Genomic DNA, 16,478 nt, shown 5'->3' with positions numbered 1-16,478 from the left:
TTCCAGGTCGATTTTTTTGAGGCTTACTTGGGCGCAGTCACGGTGACCAAGGCTGGGCGCAACACGCGCTCCGCGATCACGTAGCCCTTTTGCAGCACAGCCACCACAGTATTGGCTTCTTGCTCCGCGGGCACCACGCTGATGGCCTGGTGCTGGTGGGGGTCGAACTTGGCGCCTGCGGCGGGGTTGATGGCCACCACCTTGTTGCGCTCCAGCGCAGACGTCAACTGGCGCAAAGTGGCGTCGGCGCCTTCGCGCAGCTGCTGGGGCGTTGCCTCCTTGATGGCCAGGGCCGCGTCCAGGCTGTCAGCCACGGGCAGCAGGCTCTCGGCAAAACTCTCGATGCCGAACTTGCGGGCCTTGGACACTTCCTCTTCAGCGCGGCGGCGGGCGTTCTCCGCCTCGGCCTTGGCGCGCAGGAACTGGTCCGCCAGATCGGCACTTTTGGCCTTCAGCTCGGCCAGCTCGCCCTGCAGGCGTGCCAGCTCGTCGGAGGCGTGGGCGGCCATGGCGGCTTCGACTTCTTCGGGGGCGGGGGCGCTTGGGGAGGGGTTGGTTTGGCTGTGGTCTGACATGTCAGGATTTGAAGAGGTAAAAAAGCAGTACGCGCGGCATCTGGGGGCTTGCCGGGAAATCTCAAGGTCTGCGCCAGGGATTTGTCGTTATGACGGCCCTGGGTTGGCGCAAGTGGTTGTAGGGCATGTCGGCCCAACCGCCGTTTTTGCAAGGGCCGCACCTTCCATGGCTGGACAAATGGGGTGTGGACGATGCTGTAGCGGGTGTGCTGAGTGTACAAGCGCAAGCGGTCGGGTTATAATCGCAGGCTTTCCCTTGCCACACCACTTCTAGACGCGGTGGGTGGTCTCACCCAAAAGGAGTCTGCATGCGTCATTACGAAATCATTTTGTTGATCCATCCGGATCAAAGCGAACAAGTTCCAGCCATGCTGGAGCGCTACAAGGGCATGATCACCGCTGGCGGTGGCAAGGTGCACCGCGTGGAAGACTGGGGCCGTCGTCAACTGGCGTACCTGATCAACAAGCTGGCCAAGGCCCACTACCTGTGCGTAAACATCGAAGCCGACCAGGCTGTGATGGCTGAATTGGAGCACGCCTTCAAGTTCAACGACGCCGTGCTGCGCCACCTGACCGTGCAAAAGAAGAAGGCTGAAACCGGTCCTTCTTCCATGATGAAGACCGTCGAGCGCGAAGAAGCCCGCAAGGCCAGCCAAGCTGAATACGCAGCGGCCGGCGAGCGCTGATCCTCTTCTCTCTTTGGAGTGGAGAACCGCGTCGTCTTGACCGCCTGTATCGCAGAGGCTGAGCCCTTGCGGTACACGCCCGCCGGACTGCCTGCCCTCACGCTGCGCCTCGAACACGAGTCCCAGCAAACTGAGGCAGGCCATCCCCGCGAAGTCAAGGCCGCCATGAAAGCCACCGCCTTTGGAGCGATGGCTGAGCGACTGGCAAGGCAAAACATCGGAAGTCTCTGGACTTTTCATGGATTTCTGGCCACACCGCGCAATGGCAAGACTGCAGTGCTGCACATCCAGGATATTCAACAAAATTAATTTTCAAGGGGTCCGCAATGGCCACGTTCAAGAAGTTCAACAAAGACAAGCGCCCAAAGCGCAACACCCAGTCCCTGCTGTTCAAGCGCAAGCGCTTTTGCCGCTTCACGGTGACCGGTGTTGAAGAAATCGACTACAAGGATGTCGATACGCTGCGCGATTTCATCGCCGAAAACGGCAAGATCATCCCCGCACGCCTGACCGGCACGCGCGCCATCTTCCAGCGTCAGCTGAACACTGCCATCAAGCGCGCACGCTTCCTGGCCCTGGTGCCTTACAGCGACCAGCACAAGATCTAAGGAGCACAACCCATGCAAATCATCCTGCTCGACAAGGTTGTGAACCTCGGCAACCTCGGTGAAATCGTCAAGGTCAAAGACGGCTATGCCCGCAACTTTCTGATTCCCGCCGGCCGCGCACGTCGCGCCACGGAAGCCGCCAAGGCAGAGTTCGAAGCCAAGCGCGCTGAACTCGAAAAGGCCGCTGCTGCCAAGCTGGCAGAAGCCCAGGCCCAAGGTGAAAAGCTGGCCGGTACCACTGTCAAGCTGACACAAAAGGCTGGCGTGGATGGCCGTCTGTTTGGTTCCGTGACCAACCATGACATTGCCGAAGAGCTGAACAAGCAAGGCTATAAGGTTGCCAAGTCGCAAATCCGCCTGCCCAACGGCCCGATCAAGGTCGTGAGCGACAGCGCTGTGAGCGTTGCTCTGCACACCGACGTGGTCGTGGAAGTCAACGTGTCGGTCTACGGCGAAACCGCCTGATCGTCCGTCAGGACCTCTCAAAAAAGCCGCCCTTGGGCGGCTTTTGTCTTTGTGTGACCGTAGTTTGTACACGGTTGCCCACGGGTTACCCCCGCCTTATCCACAGACTTGTGCCATGACGACACGCCGCGTGGGCGATAGCATGCCGGGTTGACTCCGAGGATTCCATGTCTGCCGTTTTCCCACCCCTTGATGATGGATTCACGCCCGTGCCGGACCGTGAAATTGCCCAGTTGCGTGTGCCGCCGCACTCCATCGAGGCGGAGTCCAGCGTGTTGGGGGGGCTGCTGCTGGACAACAACGCCTGGGACCGTGTGGGCGACTTGCTGGTGGAGAGCCATTTCTACCGCCATGAACACCAGATGATCTATACGGCCATTGGCGCGCTGATCAATGCCAGCAAGCCAGCCGACGTGATCACGGTGTTCGAGCATCTGCAGAACCAGGGCAAGGCGCAGGAGATGGGCGGGCTGGCCTATCTGAACAATCTGGCGCAATACGTACCCAGTGCCAGCAATATTCGGCGCTATGCCGAAATCGTTCGCGAACGCGCCATCCTGCGCAAGCTGGTCACGGCCAGCGACGAAATTTCGACCAACGCGTTCAACCCCCAGGGTAAAACGGTGGAACGCATCCTGGACGAAGCCGAGGCCAAGATCTTTGCCATTGGCGAAGAGGGTTCGCGCACCAAGCAGGGCTTCCAGTCGCTCGACACGCTGGTGATTGACCTGCTCGACCGCGTGCAGGAGATGGCTGACAACCCTGTGGACGTCACGGGCGTCCCCACCGGCTTTGCCGACCTGGACCGCATGACCAGTGGCTTGCAGGCGGGCGACATGGTGGTGCTGGCAGCACGCCCGTCCATGGGCAAAACCTCGTTCGCGGTGAACATCGCTGAGCACGTGGCGCTCAACGAGGGCTTGCCGGTCGCCATCTTCTCGATGGAAATGGGCGCAGCTCAATTGGCGGTGCGTATTGTGGGCTCGATCGGCCGGGTGAACCAGGGCAACCTGCGCACCGGCAAGCTCACCGACGATGAATGGCCGCGCCTGACCGAAGCCATCGAAAAGCTGCGCACGGTGTCGCTGCACATCGACGAAACCCCGGGCCTCACGCCCAGCGAGCTGCGTGCCAACGCGCGCCGTCTGGCGCGCCAGTGCGGCAAGCTGGGCCTGATCGTGGTGGACTACTTGCAGCTCATGAGCGGCTCGGGTTCGTCGGGATCGGACAACCGGGCGACGGAGCTTGGGGAAATTTCCCGGGGCCTCAAGATGCTGGCCAAGGAGCTGCAGTGCCCGGTGATCGCGCTGTCTCAGCTCAACCGCTCGGTGGAGCAGCGTACCGACAAGCGCCCCATGATGTCCGACCTGCGCGAATCGGGCGCCATCGAGCAGGACGCGGACATCATCATGTTCATCTACCGCGACGACTACTACAACAAGGACTCCAAGGAGCCCAATGTGGCCGAGGTCATCATCGGCAAACAGCGGAACGGCCCCACCGGAACCGTGAAGCTGTTCTTCCAGAAGAACCAGACGCGCTTTGAGAACCTGGCGATGGGTTCCGGCGACGATTTCTAATAAAAATAGCTGCTAGCGCCGGTTTTATATGCGCTGGCAGCTATTGAATTTATAGCGAACAAGTTCTGGCGCAATGCCGTACAGTGCCCGTGGTTCCAGGCTCCCGGCATGCGCGGTATCGCTATTGCACTATTGAGTTAGTACCCACACCAGCAAACCTGCGCATGCCACTGCCAGCATGCTCACCGCCACGGTGAGCCATTGTTGGCGTCGGCGCAGCACTTCCACCGCCTGCACCACCTGGGCATGCTGTTCGGCCAGGGACTGGATCAGCATGGCGGACTCCTGCTGCTCCCGCTCCAATTGCGCCACGCGGTCACGCAGATGCTGAAGCTGCAAGGCCACCGGAATGGCGGGCTCGCCAACGGCACCATCGAGTGCACCCGTCGCCGCTTCGGCATTCCCTTTTTGGGTGGTGCCCAGCAGCTTCTTGGCCGCCTGCAGGATCTGGGGCGTCGCCTCGATGACGTCGCCCCAGGGCACCAGCTTCAGTGCTGCAACCCAGCCTGCCGCCAACTCAGAGCACCTCGCTGGCGAAGTCCGCCAGGCGTGAGCGTTCGCCCCGCGCCAGCGTGATGTGCCCGCTGTGTGGCCAGCCCTTGAAGCGGTCCACCGCATACGTCAGGCCGGAGGAGCCTTCGGTCAGGTACGGTGTATCGATCTGCGCCAGGTTGCCCATGCAGATGATCTTGGTGCCGGGGCCTGCGCGGGTGATCAGCGTCTTCATCTGCTTGGGCGTCAGGTTCTGCGCTTCGTCGATGATCACGTACTTGTTCAGGAAGGTGCGCCCGCGCATGAAGTTCATGCTCTTGATCTTGATGCGGCTGCGGATCAGCTCATTGGTGGCCGCGCGGCCCCACTCGCCTGCGTTGCCGCCATCGCCCTTGGCCAAAAACTCCAGGTTGTCATCCAGTGCGCCCATCCAGGGGCCCATCTTCTCTTCTTCGGTGCCGGGCAGGAAGCCGATGTCTTCTCCCACGCTCACGGTGGCGCGGGTCATGATGATCTCGGTGTAGCGGCGGTCGTCCAACACCTGAGTGAGGCCCGCGGCCAGGGCCAGCAGGGTCTTGCCGGTGCCTGCAGTGCCGGTCAGGGTCACGAAGTCGATCTCGGGGTCCATGAGCAGATTCATGGCGTAGTTCTGCTCGCGGTTGCGCGTGGTCACGCCCCACACAGCATTCTTGGTGGAGCCATAGTCCTTGAGCGTCTGCAGCACCGCAGTCTTTTCACGGATCTCGCTCACGCGCGCAAACAGGCTGGGCTCGCCGGGGGCCTCGAAGTACACAAACTGGTTGATCATCAGCTGCGGCACGATGGGCCCGCCGATGCGGTAGTAGGTGTGGGCGCCGCTCTGCCAGCTTTCCACATTCTTGCCGCTCTTGGCCCAGAAGTCGGGGGGCAGGGCCAGCACGCCGGCGTACAGTAGGTCGCCATCTTCCAGCGTCTTGTCGTTCTGGTAGTCCTCGGCGTTCAGGCCCAGGGCGCGCGCCTTGACGCGCATGTTGATGTCCTTGGATACCAGTACCACCTCGCGCGGGGCGTGCAGCTTGCGCAGGGCTTCGACCACGCCCAGGATCTGGTTGTCGGCCTTGCCGGGGGGCAGGCTGGTGGGCAGGCTGTAATCCAGCGGTACGGTCTGGAAGAACAGGTGGCCGCCCGCGGCGCGCTGGCCGGTGGAGTCGAGCTTGAGGCCCTTGGCCATGTCGGCGCCCTGGGCGGCCGCCAGCGCATCCAGGGTGCGGCTGGCTTGGCGGCCGTTGCGCGCGACTTCGGTCATGCCTTTCTTGTGGCCGTCCAATTCTTCCAGCACGATCATCGGCAGGAAGATGTCGTGCTCTTCAAAGCGGAACAGGCTGGTCGGGTCATGCAGGAGCACATTGGTGTCTAGCACGAAGAGCTTGGTCGGGCCGTGCGATGCGGACTTGCGGCTGCGTGTGGTGGTTGCGGTGGCTGGCGCGGGGCTGGCGGTGACGGCAGGAGGAGTGGCGGTACCGCGCGCCTTGCGCGTGCCAGTGCTGCGAGCCACGGGAGCGGCAGAGGGGGCGGCTGTCCGGGTTCGTGTCTCGATCTGTAGCAGTGGAACGGTGTCAGGCGCTGCCAGCGACGAGGCCACACTGTCTGCCTTGCGTCCCGCGCGGGCTGGGGCTGCAGCGGCGCGCTGAGGCATGGCAACGGCTTCGTTGGCCGAGGTGGTGGCTACGCGGGGGCGGGCCGTGACTTCAAAGGCTTCTGGCGCGAGGAGTGCAGCGCGCCGGCTGGGGGCGGGGGGCAGGGGCATGGTGGCAGGGCCTCGGTCGGTAAAGGGGTAACGGATGGGGTCAGAAAGCAAAAAGCCGCCTGGAGGCCAAGGCGGCTTTTTGGATGGGTGCTAACGGTGCAAGAACCAGGGGCATTGATCCATTATGCCCACTCCATGTGTCTTGCCAGAGCAAAACGGGCGGTGTGTCGCGTGGATGCTCCAGTGCCCTTTGGTGGATTGCAACGGTCGCCGCAGCGCTGATGCGATCAGGTTGTCCGCTCAGGCGGCCTTTTTCAGGGCCTTGAGGGATTTGACGGTCTTGAGGACTTCGTCCACATGGCCTGGTACCTTGAGACCACGCCACTCTTGCACCAGCAGGCCATCGGGGCCGATCAGGAAGGTGCTGCGCTCGATGCCCTTGACCTTCTTGCCGTACATGATCTTGTTCTTGACCACGCCGAACATGTGGCACATCTTTTCTTCGGTGTCGGCGATCAGCTCGAACGGCAGTTCCAGCTTTTCCTTGAAGTCGTCGTGCGACTTCATGTTGTCGCGAGAGACGCCAAACACTGCGGCGCCAGCTTTCACGAAATCTTTGTACTTGTCGCGAAACTGCATGGCCTCCGTGGTGCAGCCCGGCGTGTTGTCCTTGGGATAGAAGTAGAGAACCAGAATTTGGCCAAGGTGGGAGGTGTTGGAGACCTTGATACCACCGGTTGCGTTGGCTTCAAATTCAGGGAGGGGTTTGTTGACAACGATCGCCATATCACTTCAATCTCTTAGGATGTAGTCGTTGGTAAGCCGGGGGAGTGGGTGTGTTATTGCTCTTGGTGGTGCCCCCGACCGCAACCGGTGATTTTACCCTGAAATCGGTTCCCGGCCAAATGTAAGACAGTGTGTCCTGCGTGGGGCGGCGGGCACTTTGGCACGGCCGTGCATAAGTGGCATTCCCGGTGCGCCAGACTTTGATGCAGGCCGTGAGCGCCCGTTCAGACTTCCAGAATCAGGGCCGCGACCACGTTGCGTCCTTCGCTCGCCAGGATGTTGTAGGTGCGGCATGCTGCCTGGGTGTCCATGGTCTCCAGCCCGACTCGCCGCGCTATCAGGGGAGCCAGCCATGCGGGCGGGGGAAAACGATTGCGCAGCCCGCTGCCAAAAATGACCAGTTCGGTTTCCAGCCCGGCCAACTGGGCGAAATGCTCCGGGGTCAGGTCCTCAAAGCGGGTGCAGGGCCAGGGCTGGCGCAGGCCTGCCGACCCGATGATGACGCTGTGGGTGATCTTGTCGGCGTCGATGCCGATCCAGCCGGGGCCGTAGCCGCTGATGGTCTGAGCGTTGGAGCGGTCGGGCTGGAATTTCATGGCAGGAAGTGGTGGGCCTCAGGTGCTGCGGGGTGTGGCAGCGGCGCCCGGCGCCAGGGGATGGCAACGGTTCTGTGGTCAAATTATAGGTTTCGCCTGAGGGCGCCGGCTCCGGCGGCCTCCTGACCCCACCGCACTACTGTCAGCGCATGAAAACCGTCCAAAAATCCGCCAAGCTCGCCAATGTTTGCTACGACATCCGGGGCCCGATCATGGACGCGGCCAAGCAGATGGAGGAGGATGGGCACAAGATCATCAAGCTCAACATCGGCAATCTGGCGGTGTTTGGCTTTGATGCCCCCGAAGAAATCCAGCAGGACATGATCCGCAACCTGCCCAACTCGGCGGGCTACTCGGACAGCAAAGGCATCTTCGCCGCACGCAAGGCCGTGATGCACGAGACCCAGAAGCAGGGCATCAAGGGCGTGGTGCTGGATGACATCTACCTGGGCAACGGCGCCAGCGAACTGATCGTGATGGCCACCAATGCGTTGCTGGACACGGGCGATGAGTTGTTGCTGCCATCGCCGGATTACCCGCTGTGGACCGCTGCGGCCAGCCTGTCGGGCGGCACGCCCGTGCACTACCTGTGCGATGAGGCCAATGGCTGGATGCCCGACCTCGAGGACATCCGCGCCAAGATCACGCCGCGTACCAAAGGCATCGTGGTCATCAATCCCAACAACCCCACGGGTGCGCTGTACTCAGTCGAGTTGCTCAAGGGCATCGTGGCCATCGCCCGCGAACACGGCTTGGTGATCTTTGCGGACGAGGTGTACGACAAGGTGTTATACGACGGCGCCAAGCACACGGCCATCGGCTCGCTGAGCGAGGATGTGCTTACGCTCACCTTCAACTCGCTGTCCAAAAGCTACCGGTCTTGCGGTTACCGTGCTGGCTGGCTGGTGGTCTCGGGCGACAAGAAGCCCGCCAAGGACTACATCGAGGGCCTGAACATGCTCTCGAACATGCGACTTTGTGCCAACGTTCCTGGCCAGTGGGCCGTGCAGACGGCGCTGGGTGGTTACCAGAGCATCAACGAACTGGTCTGTGAGGGCGGCCGCCTGCGCAAGCAGCGTGATCTGGCCTATGAACTGATCACGGCCATCCCGGGCGTGACCTGTGTGAAACCTCAGGCCGCGCTGTACATGTTCCCGCGCCTCGACCCGGCGGTGTATCCCATCGAGGACGACCAGCAGTTCTTCCTGGAGTTGCTGCAGGAGACGAAGGTCATGCTGGTGCAGGGCACGGGTTTCAACTGGCCTGCTCCGGACCATTTCCGCATCGTGTTCCTGCCCCATGAAGACGACCTGCGCGATGCCATTGGCCGCGTGGCGCGTTTCCTGGAGCAATACCGAAAGCGCAAGCAGACCGCTGCGGCAGCCGTCGCGGCCTGATCCGTCGCGTTGCCCAGAAGACAAGGCGATACGCTCCATGCACAGCCCCCCCGTTCTTGACCTGGCCCGGCATGTCGCCGCCTGTGGGCTGGTGGCAGCGGGCTTGCACGGCGCTGCTGTGCAGGCTGCCGACAAGGGCAAAGAGCCCGTGAGCTTCCAGCACAAGGACTGGGCCTTGCAATGCGACAACACCCGCACTTGCAGGGCTGTGGGGTACCAGTCGGAGAGTGGCGAGTCGGAGCCGGTCTCCATGCGCCTGACCCGCGAGGCGGGACCTGACACGCCGGTGCTGGTGGACCTGCAGGTGTCCACCGAGAAAGCCACTCCAGCGTCGCTGCACCTCAAGGTGGGCACACTGTCTTTGCCAGGGCTCAAGGGCGACACCCCCAGAGTGCCTGCAGCGCAGGTGCCCCGCCTGCTGCAGGAGCTGCTCAAGAACGAAGAGGCCATGGTGGCCGCTGGCAAGGACCGTTGGTTGCTGTCACTGGCGGGTGTCACCGCGGTTCTGCTCAAGATGGACGAGGCCCAGGGCCGGGTGGGCACACCGGGCGCCTTGGTGCGCAAGGGCACGAAGCCAGAGGCTTCCGTGCTGCCGTCTTTGCCTGCCCCTGTCATCAAGGCTGTGACCCCGATGCCTGCGCGCAAGGGGGATGCCGCACTGGCCAAGCCGCTGGTGGCTGTGCTGGACCGCGCCAGTACCGAAGGCCAGTGCAACGGCGACGATGCGTTCAACCCCGCCAATGTGCAGGTCTACCGGCTCACAGAGCGCAAGGTGCTGCTGTCCGTGCCCTGTGGCATGGGCGCTTACAACTTCAGCAGCCTGCTGTGGGTGGCCAACGACCGCCCGCCCTACAAGCCAGAGCCCTTGCAGGACGTGGACGGCGATTTCGATCCGGCCTCGGGCACGGTGCATTCGGCAATGAAGGGCCGGGGCATTGGCGACTGCTGGTGGGTGCGTGAGTGGCAGTTCGACGGCCAGGGTTTTGTGCTGCGCGGCGAGTCTGGCGACGGCATGTGCCGTGGCTTTGCGGGCGGCGCCTGGCAGTTGCCGACCTATGTCACGCGTTGAGGGATCTGCTGCTCGACACCGCGCCCTCTACATCCCTCCCGAATCATTGTTTTTCTTTCCCTTCCCATTGCTATGAAACCCATCCAAGTAGGCCTTCTGGGCATCGGCACCGTCGGCAGCGGCGTGTTCAACGTGTTGCAGCGCAACCAGGACGAGATCAGCCGCCGTGCTGGCCGTGGCATCGAGATCACCATGGTGGCGGACCTGGACGTAGCGCGCGCCAAGGCTGTGGTGGGTGACGGCATCCAGGTGGTCAACGACGCCCGTGCCATCATCGCCAACCCCGACATCGACATCGTGATCGAGTTGATTGGCGGCTACGGCATCGCACGTGCACTGGTGCTCGAAGCCATTGCTGCAGGCAAGCATGTGGTCACCGCCAACAAGGCGCTGCTGGCCGTTCATGGCACCGAGATTTTTGCGGCCGCATCGGCCAAGGGTGTGATGGTGGCCTTCGAGGCCGCCGTGGCCGGTGGCATTCCCATCATCAAGGCGCTGCGCGAAGGCCTCACGGCCAACCGCATCCAGTGGATCGCCGGCATCATCAACGGCACCACCAACTTCATCCTGTCCGAGATGCGCAGCAAGGGCCTGGACTTCGACGTGGTGCTCAAAGAAGCGCAACGCCTGGGCTATGCCGAGGCCGACCCCACCTTCGACATTGAAGGCGTGGATGCCGCGCACAAGGCGACGTTGATGAGCGCCATCGCTTTCGGCATCCCGGTGCAGTTCGACAAGGCCTATGTGGAAGGCATCACCAAACTCTCCGCCGCCGACATCAAATACGCAGAACAACTGGGCTACCGCATCAAGCTGCTGGGCATCACCAAGCGCGCCGAAAAGGGCATCGAGCTGCGCGTGCACCCGAGCCTCGTACCCTCTAAGCGCCTGATTGCCAACGTCGAAGGCGCGATGAACGCCGTGGTGGTGCAGGGCGATGCCGTGGGCACCACGCTGTACTACGGCAAGGGCGCAGGCAGTGAGCCCACCGCCAGTGCAGTGATCGCCGACCTGGTAGACATCGCACGCTTGCACACGGCCGACCCTGAACACCGCGTGCCGCACCTGGCCTTCCAGGCCAACACGCTGCAGGGCGCCATGGACCAGCTGCCCGTGCTGCCGATGAGCGAAGTGGTCACCAGCTACTACCTGCGCTTGCGCGTCGCCGACCAGGCTGGCGTGCTGGCCAAGGTCACCGGCCTGCTGGCCGAGGCAGGCGTGAGCATCGATGCCGTGCTGCAGCGCGAGGCTGACGAAGTGGGCGGCGAGGGATCGACGCAGACCGACCTGATCATCCTGACCCACGACACCCGCGAAGGCACGATGGATGCCGTCATTGCACAAATGCAGGCGCTGCCGACCGTGCTGGCACCCATCACGCGCATTCGCAAGGAAGAACTCAACTGATGATGGGCCACGCCACACCATGATGCTGCCTCGCCATGCCCACTCTGGTTGCCGCCCTCACGCTGTCGGCGCTGCTCAAGATGGCGCATGTCGATCTGCCGCGCTGGCATCTGGCGTTCTGGTTCGGCCTGCTGGTCGCATTGGCCCTGTTCGGGGCCATGTCGCGCACACAGGCCCTGCTCAACGGTGTGGGCAGCTTTCTGGCCGCGTGGCTGTACTTTGTGCTGCTGGAGTGCACCGACAACCGCCAGGACCGGGCGCTGCACTGGCTCATCCTGATCGGCGGGTTCTTCCTGCTGATCGCCTCGCGTCTCTACATTGACATCCGTGTGTACGGCATCAGCTTTTAGCCAGTTCACCACCTTCACCGATACCGACGGGAATCCTTCATGAAGTACCTCAGCACCCGCGGCCATGCAGACCGCAAACAGTTCTGCGACATCCTGCTCGAAGGCCTAGCGCCCGATGGTGGCCTGTACCTGCCCGAGCATTACCCGCAGGTGGATGACGCCATGCTCACGCGCCTGCGCAAGGCCTACCACGAGCAAGGCTACGCCGAGCTGGCGTTTCAGATCCTGTCGCTCTACATCGACGACATTCCTGCCGCCGATTTGAAGGCCATCTGCGCCAAGACGTACACCGCCGAAGTGTTTGGCACGGGCGAGATCGTGCCCCTGCGCCACCTCGAAAACAGTCTGTGGCTCGAAGCCCTGTCCAACGGCCCCACGCTGGCTTTCAAGGACATGGCCATGCAGCTGCTGGGCAACCTGTTCGAGTACGAGCTGGGCCGCCGTGGCGAGCAGCTCAACATCCTGGGCGCCACCAGCGGCGACACCGGCAGCGCCGCCGAATACGCGATGCGCGGCAAAGAGGGCGTGCGTGTCTTCATGACCAGCCCGCACGGCCGCATGAGCGCCTTCCAGCAGGCGCAGATGTTCAGCCTGCAGGACGAGAACATCCACAACATCGCCATCGAAGGTGTGTTCGACGACTGCCAGGACATTGTCAAGGCCGTCTCCAATGACCACGCCTTCAAGCACAAGTACAAGATCGGCACCGTCAACTCCATCAACTGGGCGCGCCTGCTGGCACAGGTGGTGTACTACTTTGCGGGCTACATCCAGGCCACCGAGACCAACAACCAGAAGGTGAGTTTCACGGTGCCATCGGGCAACTTTGGCAACGTGTGCGCGGGCCATGTGGCGCGCATGATGGGCCTGCCCATTGCCAAGCTGGTGGTGGCCACCAATGAGAACGACGTGCTCGACGAGTTCTTCCGCACCGGCGTGTACCGCGTGCGCAGCAGTGCCGACACGCACGAGACGTCCAGCCCTTCGATGGATATCAGCAAGGCCAGCAACTTCGAGCGTTTCATTTTCGACCTGCTGGGCCGCAACGGCCAACGTACCAAGGCCTTGTTCGGCGCTGCATTGCAAACCTACGGCCGCTTTGACTTGAGCGCAGAGCCGCTGTTTGCCGATGCCGCCACCAAATACGGTTTTGAAAGTGGCAAGAGCACCCACGCCGACCGCCTGGCCACCATCCGCGACAACTATCAGCGACATGGCGTGACCATCGACACCCACACCGCCGACGGGGTGAAGGTGGCCCTGGAGCATCACCAAGACCCCAACGTACCGATGATCGTGCTGGAAACGGCGCTGCCCATCAAGTTTGCCGAAACCATCGTCGAAGCGCTGGGCCATGCGCCCGAGCGGCCTGCCAAGTTTGCAGGCATCGAAGACCTGCCCAAGCGTGTACAGGTGATGCCCGCCGATGTGGACCTGGTCAAGGCCTACATCGAACGCCATTGCTCCCCTGCAGCGTTGGGGTGAACGGTCTGTACCTGCCTGTCCGCGTGAGCGGCCGGCAGATGCCGGGCGGGCCAGGACAGGCTCTTTTGTGGTCAATATTGCCCCGGGCGCTAGTCTGGTATGCACTTAAAGCTATAAATAACATAGCTAATCAAGGAGCAGTGGATGAAGGTTGTCGGTTTTGCCGGGTTTTCCGGCAGTGGCAAGACCACGCTGGTCGAGCAGTTGATCCCCGCGCTGCGGCTGCGGGGCCTGCGAGTGTCGGTGGTCAAGCATGCCCACCACAGTTTTGATGTGGACCACCCGGGCAAGGACACCTACCGCCACCGCGAGGCGGGGGCTTTCGAGGTGGTCGCGGCATCGGACAAGCGCCTGATGCTGGTGCGCGAGTTCGAGCAGCCCGCCACTCTCAGCGTGCACCACCTGCTGGCGGAGCTGTACCAGGGCGTGGACTGGGTGCTGGTGGAGGGTTTCAAGGACAGCGACCTGCTCAAGATCGAGGTCTGGCGCGCGCCAGAGCCCGGGCAACTGGCCAAGCCCGTGCGCTACCCGGAAGATGACTTTGTGGTGGCTGTGGCCACCGATGCGCCCGAGAGCCTGCCGGTGCCCACGCAACTACCGCTGCTGGACCTCAACGCGCCCGACCAGGTGGTGGACTGGCTCATCCAGTACGAACACCGCTTTGAATACAACTGGGAACTGCACGGGGGGCTGCTGCCATGCGCTCCGCAATGAAGCCACTCAAGCCGCTGGACGAGGCACTGGCAGACCTGTTGGCGCAAGCCCACCCGCTGCCGGGCACCGACACGGTCACCACTTTTGATGCCGACGGCCGTGTGCTGGCGCAGAACTGCGTGTCGGCCTTGCAAGTGCCCCCGCAGGACAACAGCTCGATGGACGGCTATGCCGTGCGTTGCGCCGATGTGGCGGCGGCCGGTGTGGTGTTGCCCGTGTCGCAGCGCATTCCTGCGGGCAGTGCGGGCGACCCGCTGCTGCCTCGCACGGCGGCGCGCATCTTCACCGGCGCGCCGGTGCCTGCAGGCGCCGATGCCATCCTGATGCAGGAGGACTGCGAGGCCTTGGCGGCCGCCGATGGCCTGGGTTCGGTGCGGGTCAACGCTGTGCCCCAAGCGGGCCAGTGGATTCGCAGTGCTGGCGAAGACATCACCCGGGGTGCGGTGGTGCTGTCGGCTGGCACGCGTCTCACTCCGGCCGAACTGGGCCTGGCCGCCAGCATTGGTCAGCACCAGCTGCAGGTCGTGCGCCGCCCGCGCGTGGCGCTGTTTTCTACGGGCGATGAACTGGTCATGCCCGGCGAAGTCCCGCCCGAGCAGATGCGCCCCGGTGCCATCTACAACAGCAACCGCTTTTTCCTGCGTGCGATGCTGCTACGCCTGGGCTGCGAGGTGACCGATTTGGGCATCGTGCCCGACCGGCGCGAGGCCACCATCGACGCCCTGCGCCAGGCCAGCAGCGCGCACGACCTGATCCTGACCAGCGGGGGCGTGAGTGTGGGTGAGGAAGACCACATCAAGCCTGCTGTGGAGACTCTGGGCACGCTGGACCTGTGGCAGATAGCGATGAAGCCCGGCAAGCCGTTTGCCTATGGCCAGATCCCGCGTGAAGGCGGTGCTGCCCACTTCATGGGCCTGCCCGGCAACCCGGTGTCTAGCTTTCTGACCTTTGCATTGCTGGTGCGGCCCTTTGTGCTGCGGCTGCAGGGCGTGCAGGACGTGACTCCAGAGGCCGTGGCGGTGCGTGCCGATTTCACCTGGCCCAAAGCCGATAAACGCCGCGAATTTCTGCGCGTGCGGCACAACGCGGCGGGCGGACTGGACCTGTTCAACAACCAGAGTTCGGGCGTGCTCACTTCGGCCGCCTGGGGTGATGGCGTGGTGGACAACCCGGCGGGCCAGACGATTGCGCCAGGCGATATGGTGCGGTTTATCGCGTTTTCGGAGTTGCTGGGATGAAGGTCTCTGTGCGCTACTTTGCCTCGATCCGTGAGGCCATTGGGCACGGCAGCGAGGCGGTCGAAACCGCTGCCACCACGCTGGGCGCCTTGCGCGACGAGCTCATCGCACGCGGTGGTGCCCATGCCAGCAGCCTGGCGCGGGGCCGGGCCGTGCGCATGGCACTCAACCAGACCTTGAGCGACGAGTCCGCCACCCTGGCCGATGGGGCCGAGGTGGCTTTCTTCCCCCCGGTGACGGGCGGCTAGCCAGGGCGCTCCCGCGCTCGCCAGCACGTCACCTCAAAGCGCCTTCAAACGATCTTGCAGCGCCTTTGAGGCCGGCATCATCGGCGCGCGCAGTTCACTGTGCATCCACCCTGCATGCGCCAGCATGGCCTTGAGCGGGGCAGGGTTGGGCTCTGCAAAACACGCTTCCACCCAGGGTTGCAAGGCCTGCCACAAATGGCGGGCTGCGGGCAGGTCGCCCTGACGCAGCAATGCCATCAACTCCACAAAAAGCGGCGTCTGCCAGTGTGCACAGGCAGAGATGGCGCCTGCGCCGCCGAGGGCCAGCGTATGGAAGATCTGCGCGTCTTCGCCCGTCAGCACCTGCAGCCGGCCATCGGCGATCAGGGCCTGCGTCTTGGCCGTGTTGCCGCCACAGTCCTTGATGGCCTCTATGCGCGGATGTGCCGCCAGCGCCAGCAGCGTTTCGGTGGTGAGCGTGGCGCCTGTGCGGTACGGAATGTCGTAGATCAGCAGGGGCACCGCGCTGGCATCGGCCAGAGTGCGGAACCAGTGCAGCAGGCCCTCCTGCGAGGGGCGGATGTAGTGCGGGGCGGACACCAGCAGGCCTGCCACCGGGTAGTGTGCAAGGGCCTGCACCTGCTCCAGCACCTGGCCCTGGTGGTAGCCCGACACGCCCATCACCACGGGCAAACCCTGGGCGGCGCTGAGCACGGTATCCAGCACCTGCAGTTGCTCGGCCTTGTCGAGGGCCGCGGCCTCACCGGTCGAGCCGCAGGCAACGAAGCCCGCAACGCCGTCGGCACGCAGCCGGGTGGTGAGGGCGGCAAGGGCCGGGTGATCCACGGCGCCGTCCTTGAACGGTGTGACCAAGGCGATCCAGAGCCCGCTGAACAGCGGCTGGTGGGAGGTAGCGGTATCGGTGGCAGACATGCGAAGCGTCCTTTCAGGGTTCGACCAGGGGAAGAACCGTCCGGAGGGAGCGCGCGCGGAATGCCGGGGAGTGAAAAGAGAAAAGGAAATTTCCCTACCAGGTGGTTCCGTCGCTCATCCGGACGGAACCACAGCTCCGGTCAG

Annotated in this window: 19 protein-coding genes; 13 read left to right on the top strand and 6 right to left on the bottom strand. The window is 63.3% G+C overall.

Going from position 1 to position 16,478, the window contains the following annotated elements:
- Positions 1 to 23: 23 nt before the first annotated feature.
- Positions 24 to 575: a nucleotide exchange factor GrpE gene (gene grpE / locus ATF69_RS12850; RefSeq protein WP_056747651.1), complete on the bottom strand. Its 552-nt coding sequence runs from the start codon at positions 573 to 575 to the stop codon at positions 24 to 26.
- Between the two features lie 308 nt (positions 576 to 883).
- On the opposite strand from grpE, the gene rpsF reads away from it, so the two are divergent.
- The 5 genes from rpsF to dnaB all read left to right on the top strand — a co-directional run bounded on the left by rpsF (position 884) and on the right by dnaB (position 3,914).
- Positions 884 to 1,261: a 30S ribosomal protein S6 gene (gene rpsF, locus ATF69_RS12845; protein WP_015013245.1), complete on the top strand. Its 378-nt coding sequence runs from the start codon at positions 884 to 886 to the stop codon at positions 1,259 to 1,261.
- A gap of 18 nt (positions 1,262 to 1,279) precedes the next feature.
- Entirely contained in the window at positions 1,280 to 1,570 is a 291-nt protein-coding gene (priB, locus tag ATF69_RS12840) for a primosomal replication protein N (protein ID WP_056061479.1), read from the top strand.
- A 17-nt stretch (positions 1,571 to 1,587) separates the two neighbouring features.
- Entirely contained in the window at positions 1,588 to 1,869 is a 282-nt protein-coding gene (rpsR, locus tag ATF69_RS12835) for a 30S ribosomal protein S18 (RefSeq protein WP_005795932.1), read from the top strand.
- Positions 1,870 to 1,881: 12 nt separating this feature from the next.
- Complete coding sequence (gene rplI / locus ATF69_RS12830; RefSeq protein ID WP_015013247.1) at positions 1,882 to 2,334, top strand: 50S ribosomal protein L9; 453 nt, start codon at positions 1,882 to 1,884, stop codon at positions 2,332 to 2,334.
- 167 nt (positions 2,335 to 2,501) lie between these two features.
- Positions 2,502 to 3,914, top strand: a complete 1,413-nt coding sequence (dnaB, locus tag ATF69_RS12825; RefSeq protein ID WP_056061481.1) for a replicative DNA helicase — start codon at positions 2,502 to 2,504, stop codon at positions 3,912 to 3,914.
- 129 nt (positions 3,915 to 4,043) lie between these two features.
- Here dnaB and ATF69_RS12820 read toward each other — a convergent pair whose 3' ends face one another.
- From ATF69_RS12820 to ATF69_RS12805, 4 genes are all read right to left on the bottom strand, one after another.
- On the bottom strand, positions 4,044 to 4,430 hold the full coding sequence (locus tag ATF69_RS12820; protein ID WP_146871206.1) for a hypothetical protein: 387 nt from the start codon (positions 4,428 to 4,430) through the stop codon (positions 4,044 to 4,046).
- A gap of 1 nt (position 4,431) precedes the next feature.
- A complete protein-coding gene (locus ATF69_RS12815) occupies positions 4,432 to 6,192 on the bottom strand; it encodes a PhoH family protein (protein WP_146871205.1) in 1,761 nt (586 codons plus the stop codon).
- 240 nt (positions 6,193 to 6,432) lie between these two features.
- Entirely contained in the window at positions 6,433 to 6,918 is a 486-nt protein-coding gene (locus tag ATF69_RS12810) for a peroxiredoxin (RefSeq protein ID WP_015013251.1), read from the bottom strand.
- A gap of 224 nt (positions 6,919 to 7,142) precedes the next feature.
- Positions 7,143 to 7,514, bottom strand: a complete 372-nt coding sequence (locus ATF69_RS12805; protein WP_146871204.1) for an Mth938-like domain-containing protein — start codon at positions 7,512 to 7,514, stop codon at positions 7,143 to 7,145.
- A 149-nt stretch (positions 7,515 to 7,663) separates the two neighbouring features.
- Between ATF69_RS12805 and ATF69_RS12800 the strand changes: the two genes are divergently transcribed.
- The 8 genes from ATF69_RS12800 (at position 7,664) to moaD (ending at position 15,422) form a co-directional block, all read left to right on the top strand.
- Positions 7,664 to 8,911 carry a pyridoxal phosphate-dependent aminotransferase gene (locus ATF69_RS12800; protein ID WP_146871203.1) on the top strand — a complete coding sequence of 416 codons (1,248 nt, stop codon included), beginning with the start codon at positions 7,664 to 7,666 and terminating at the stop codon, positions 8,909 to 8,911.
- A gap of 37 nt (positions 8,912 to 8,948) precedes the next feature.
- On the top strand, positions 8,949 to 9,980 hold the full coding sequence (locus ATF69_RS12795; RefSeq protein WP_146871202.1) for a DUF1176 domain-containing protein: 1,032 nt from the start codon (positions 8,949 to 8,951) through the stop codon (positions 9,978 to 9,980).
- Positions 9,981 to 10,052: 72 nt separating this feature from the next.
- A complete protein-coding gene (locus tag ATF69_RS12790; RefSeq protein WP_056061503.1) occupies positions 10,053 to 11,387 on the top strand; it encodes a homoserine dehydrogenase in 1,335 nt (444 codons plus the stop codon).
- A gap of 35 nt (positions 11,388 to 11,422) precedes the next feature.
- Positions 11,423 to 11,737, top strand: coding sequence for a response regulator (locus ATF69_RS12785; protein ID WP_146871201.1), 315 nt, complete (start codon positions 11,423 to 11,425; stop codon positions 11,735 to 11,737).
- A 39-nt stretch (positions 11,738 to 11,776) separates the two neighbouring features.
- Positions 11,777 to 13,222: a threonine synthase gene (gene thrC / locus ATF69_RS12780; RefSeq protein ID WP_146871200.1), complete on the top strand. Its 1,446-nt coding sequence runs from the start codon at positions 11,777 to 11,779 to the stop codon at positions 13,220 to 13,222.
- A 144-nt stretch (positions 13,223 to 13,366) separates the two neighbouring features.
- The gene (mobB, locus tag ATF69_RS12775; protein ID WP_015013258.1) at positions 13,367 to 13,936 is read left to right on the top strand and encodes a molybdopterin-guanine dinucleotide biosynthesis protein B; all 570 of its coding nucleotides are present in this window, start codon (positions 13,367 to 13,369) and stop codon (positions 13,934 to 13,936) included.
- Complete coding sequence (locus tag ATF69_RS12770; protein WP_425291777.1) at positions 13,933 to 15,174, top strand: molybdopterin molybdotransferase MoeA; 1,242 nt, start codon at positions 13,933 to 13,935, stop codon at positions 15,172 to 15,174. The genes mobB and ATF69_RS12770 overlap by 4 nt, the downstream gene beginning before the upstream one ends.
- The gene (gene moaD / locus ATF69_RS12765) at positions 15,171 to 15,422 is read left to right on the top strand and encodes a molybdopterin converting factor subunit 1 (RefSeq protein WP_056061518.1); all 252 of its coding nucleotides are present in this window, start codon (positions 15,171 to 15,173) and stop codon (positions 15,420 to 15,422) included. The genes ATF69_RS12770 and moaD overlap by 4 nt, the downstream gene beginning before the upstream one ends.
- A gap of 33 nt (positions 15,423 to 15,455) precedes the next feature.
- On the opposite strand, the gene dapA is transcribed toward moaD, so the two are convergent.
- Positions 15,456 to 16,334: a 4-hydroxy-tetrahydrodipicolinate synthase gene (dapA, locus tag ATF69_RS12760; RefSeq protein ID WP_146871198.1), complete on the bottom strand. Its 879-nt coding sequence runs from the start codon at positions 16,332 to 16,334 to the stop codon at positions 15,456 to 15,458.
- Between the last annotated feature and the right edge of the window lie 144 nt (positions 16,335 to 16,478).

The sequence above is a fragment of the Acidovorax delafieldii genome, assembly GCF_007993815.1.
Lineage (GTDB): Bacteria > Pseudomonadota > Gammaproteobacteria > Burkholderiales > Burkholderiaceae_C > Acidovorax > Acidovorax delafieldii.
This window is presented reverse-complemented; position numbering and strand designations above follow the sequence as displayed.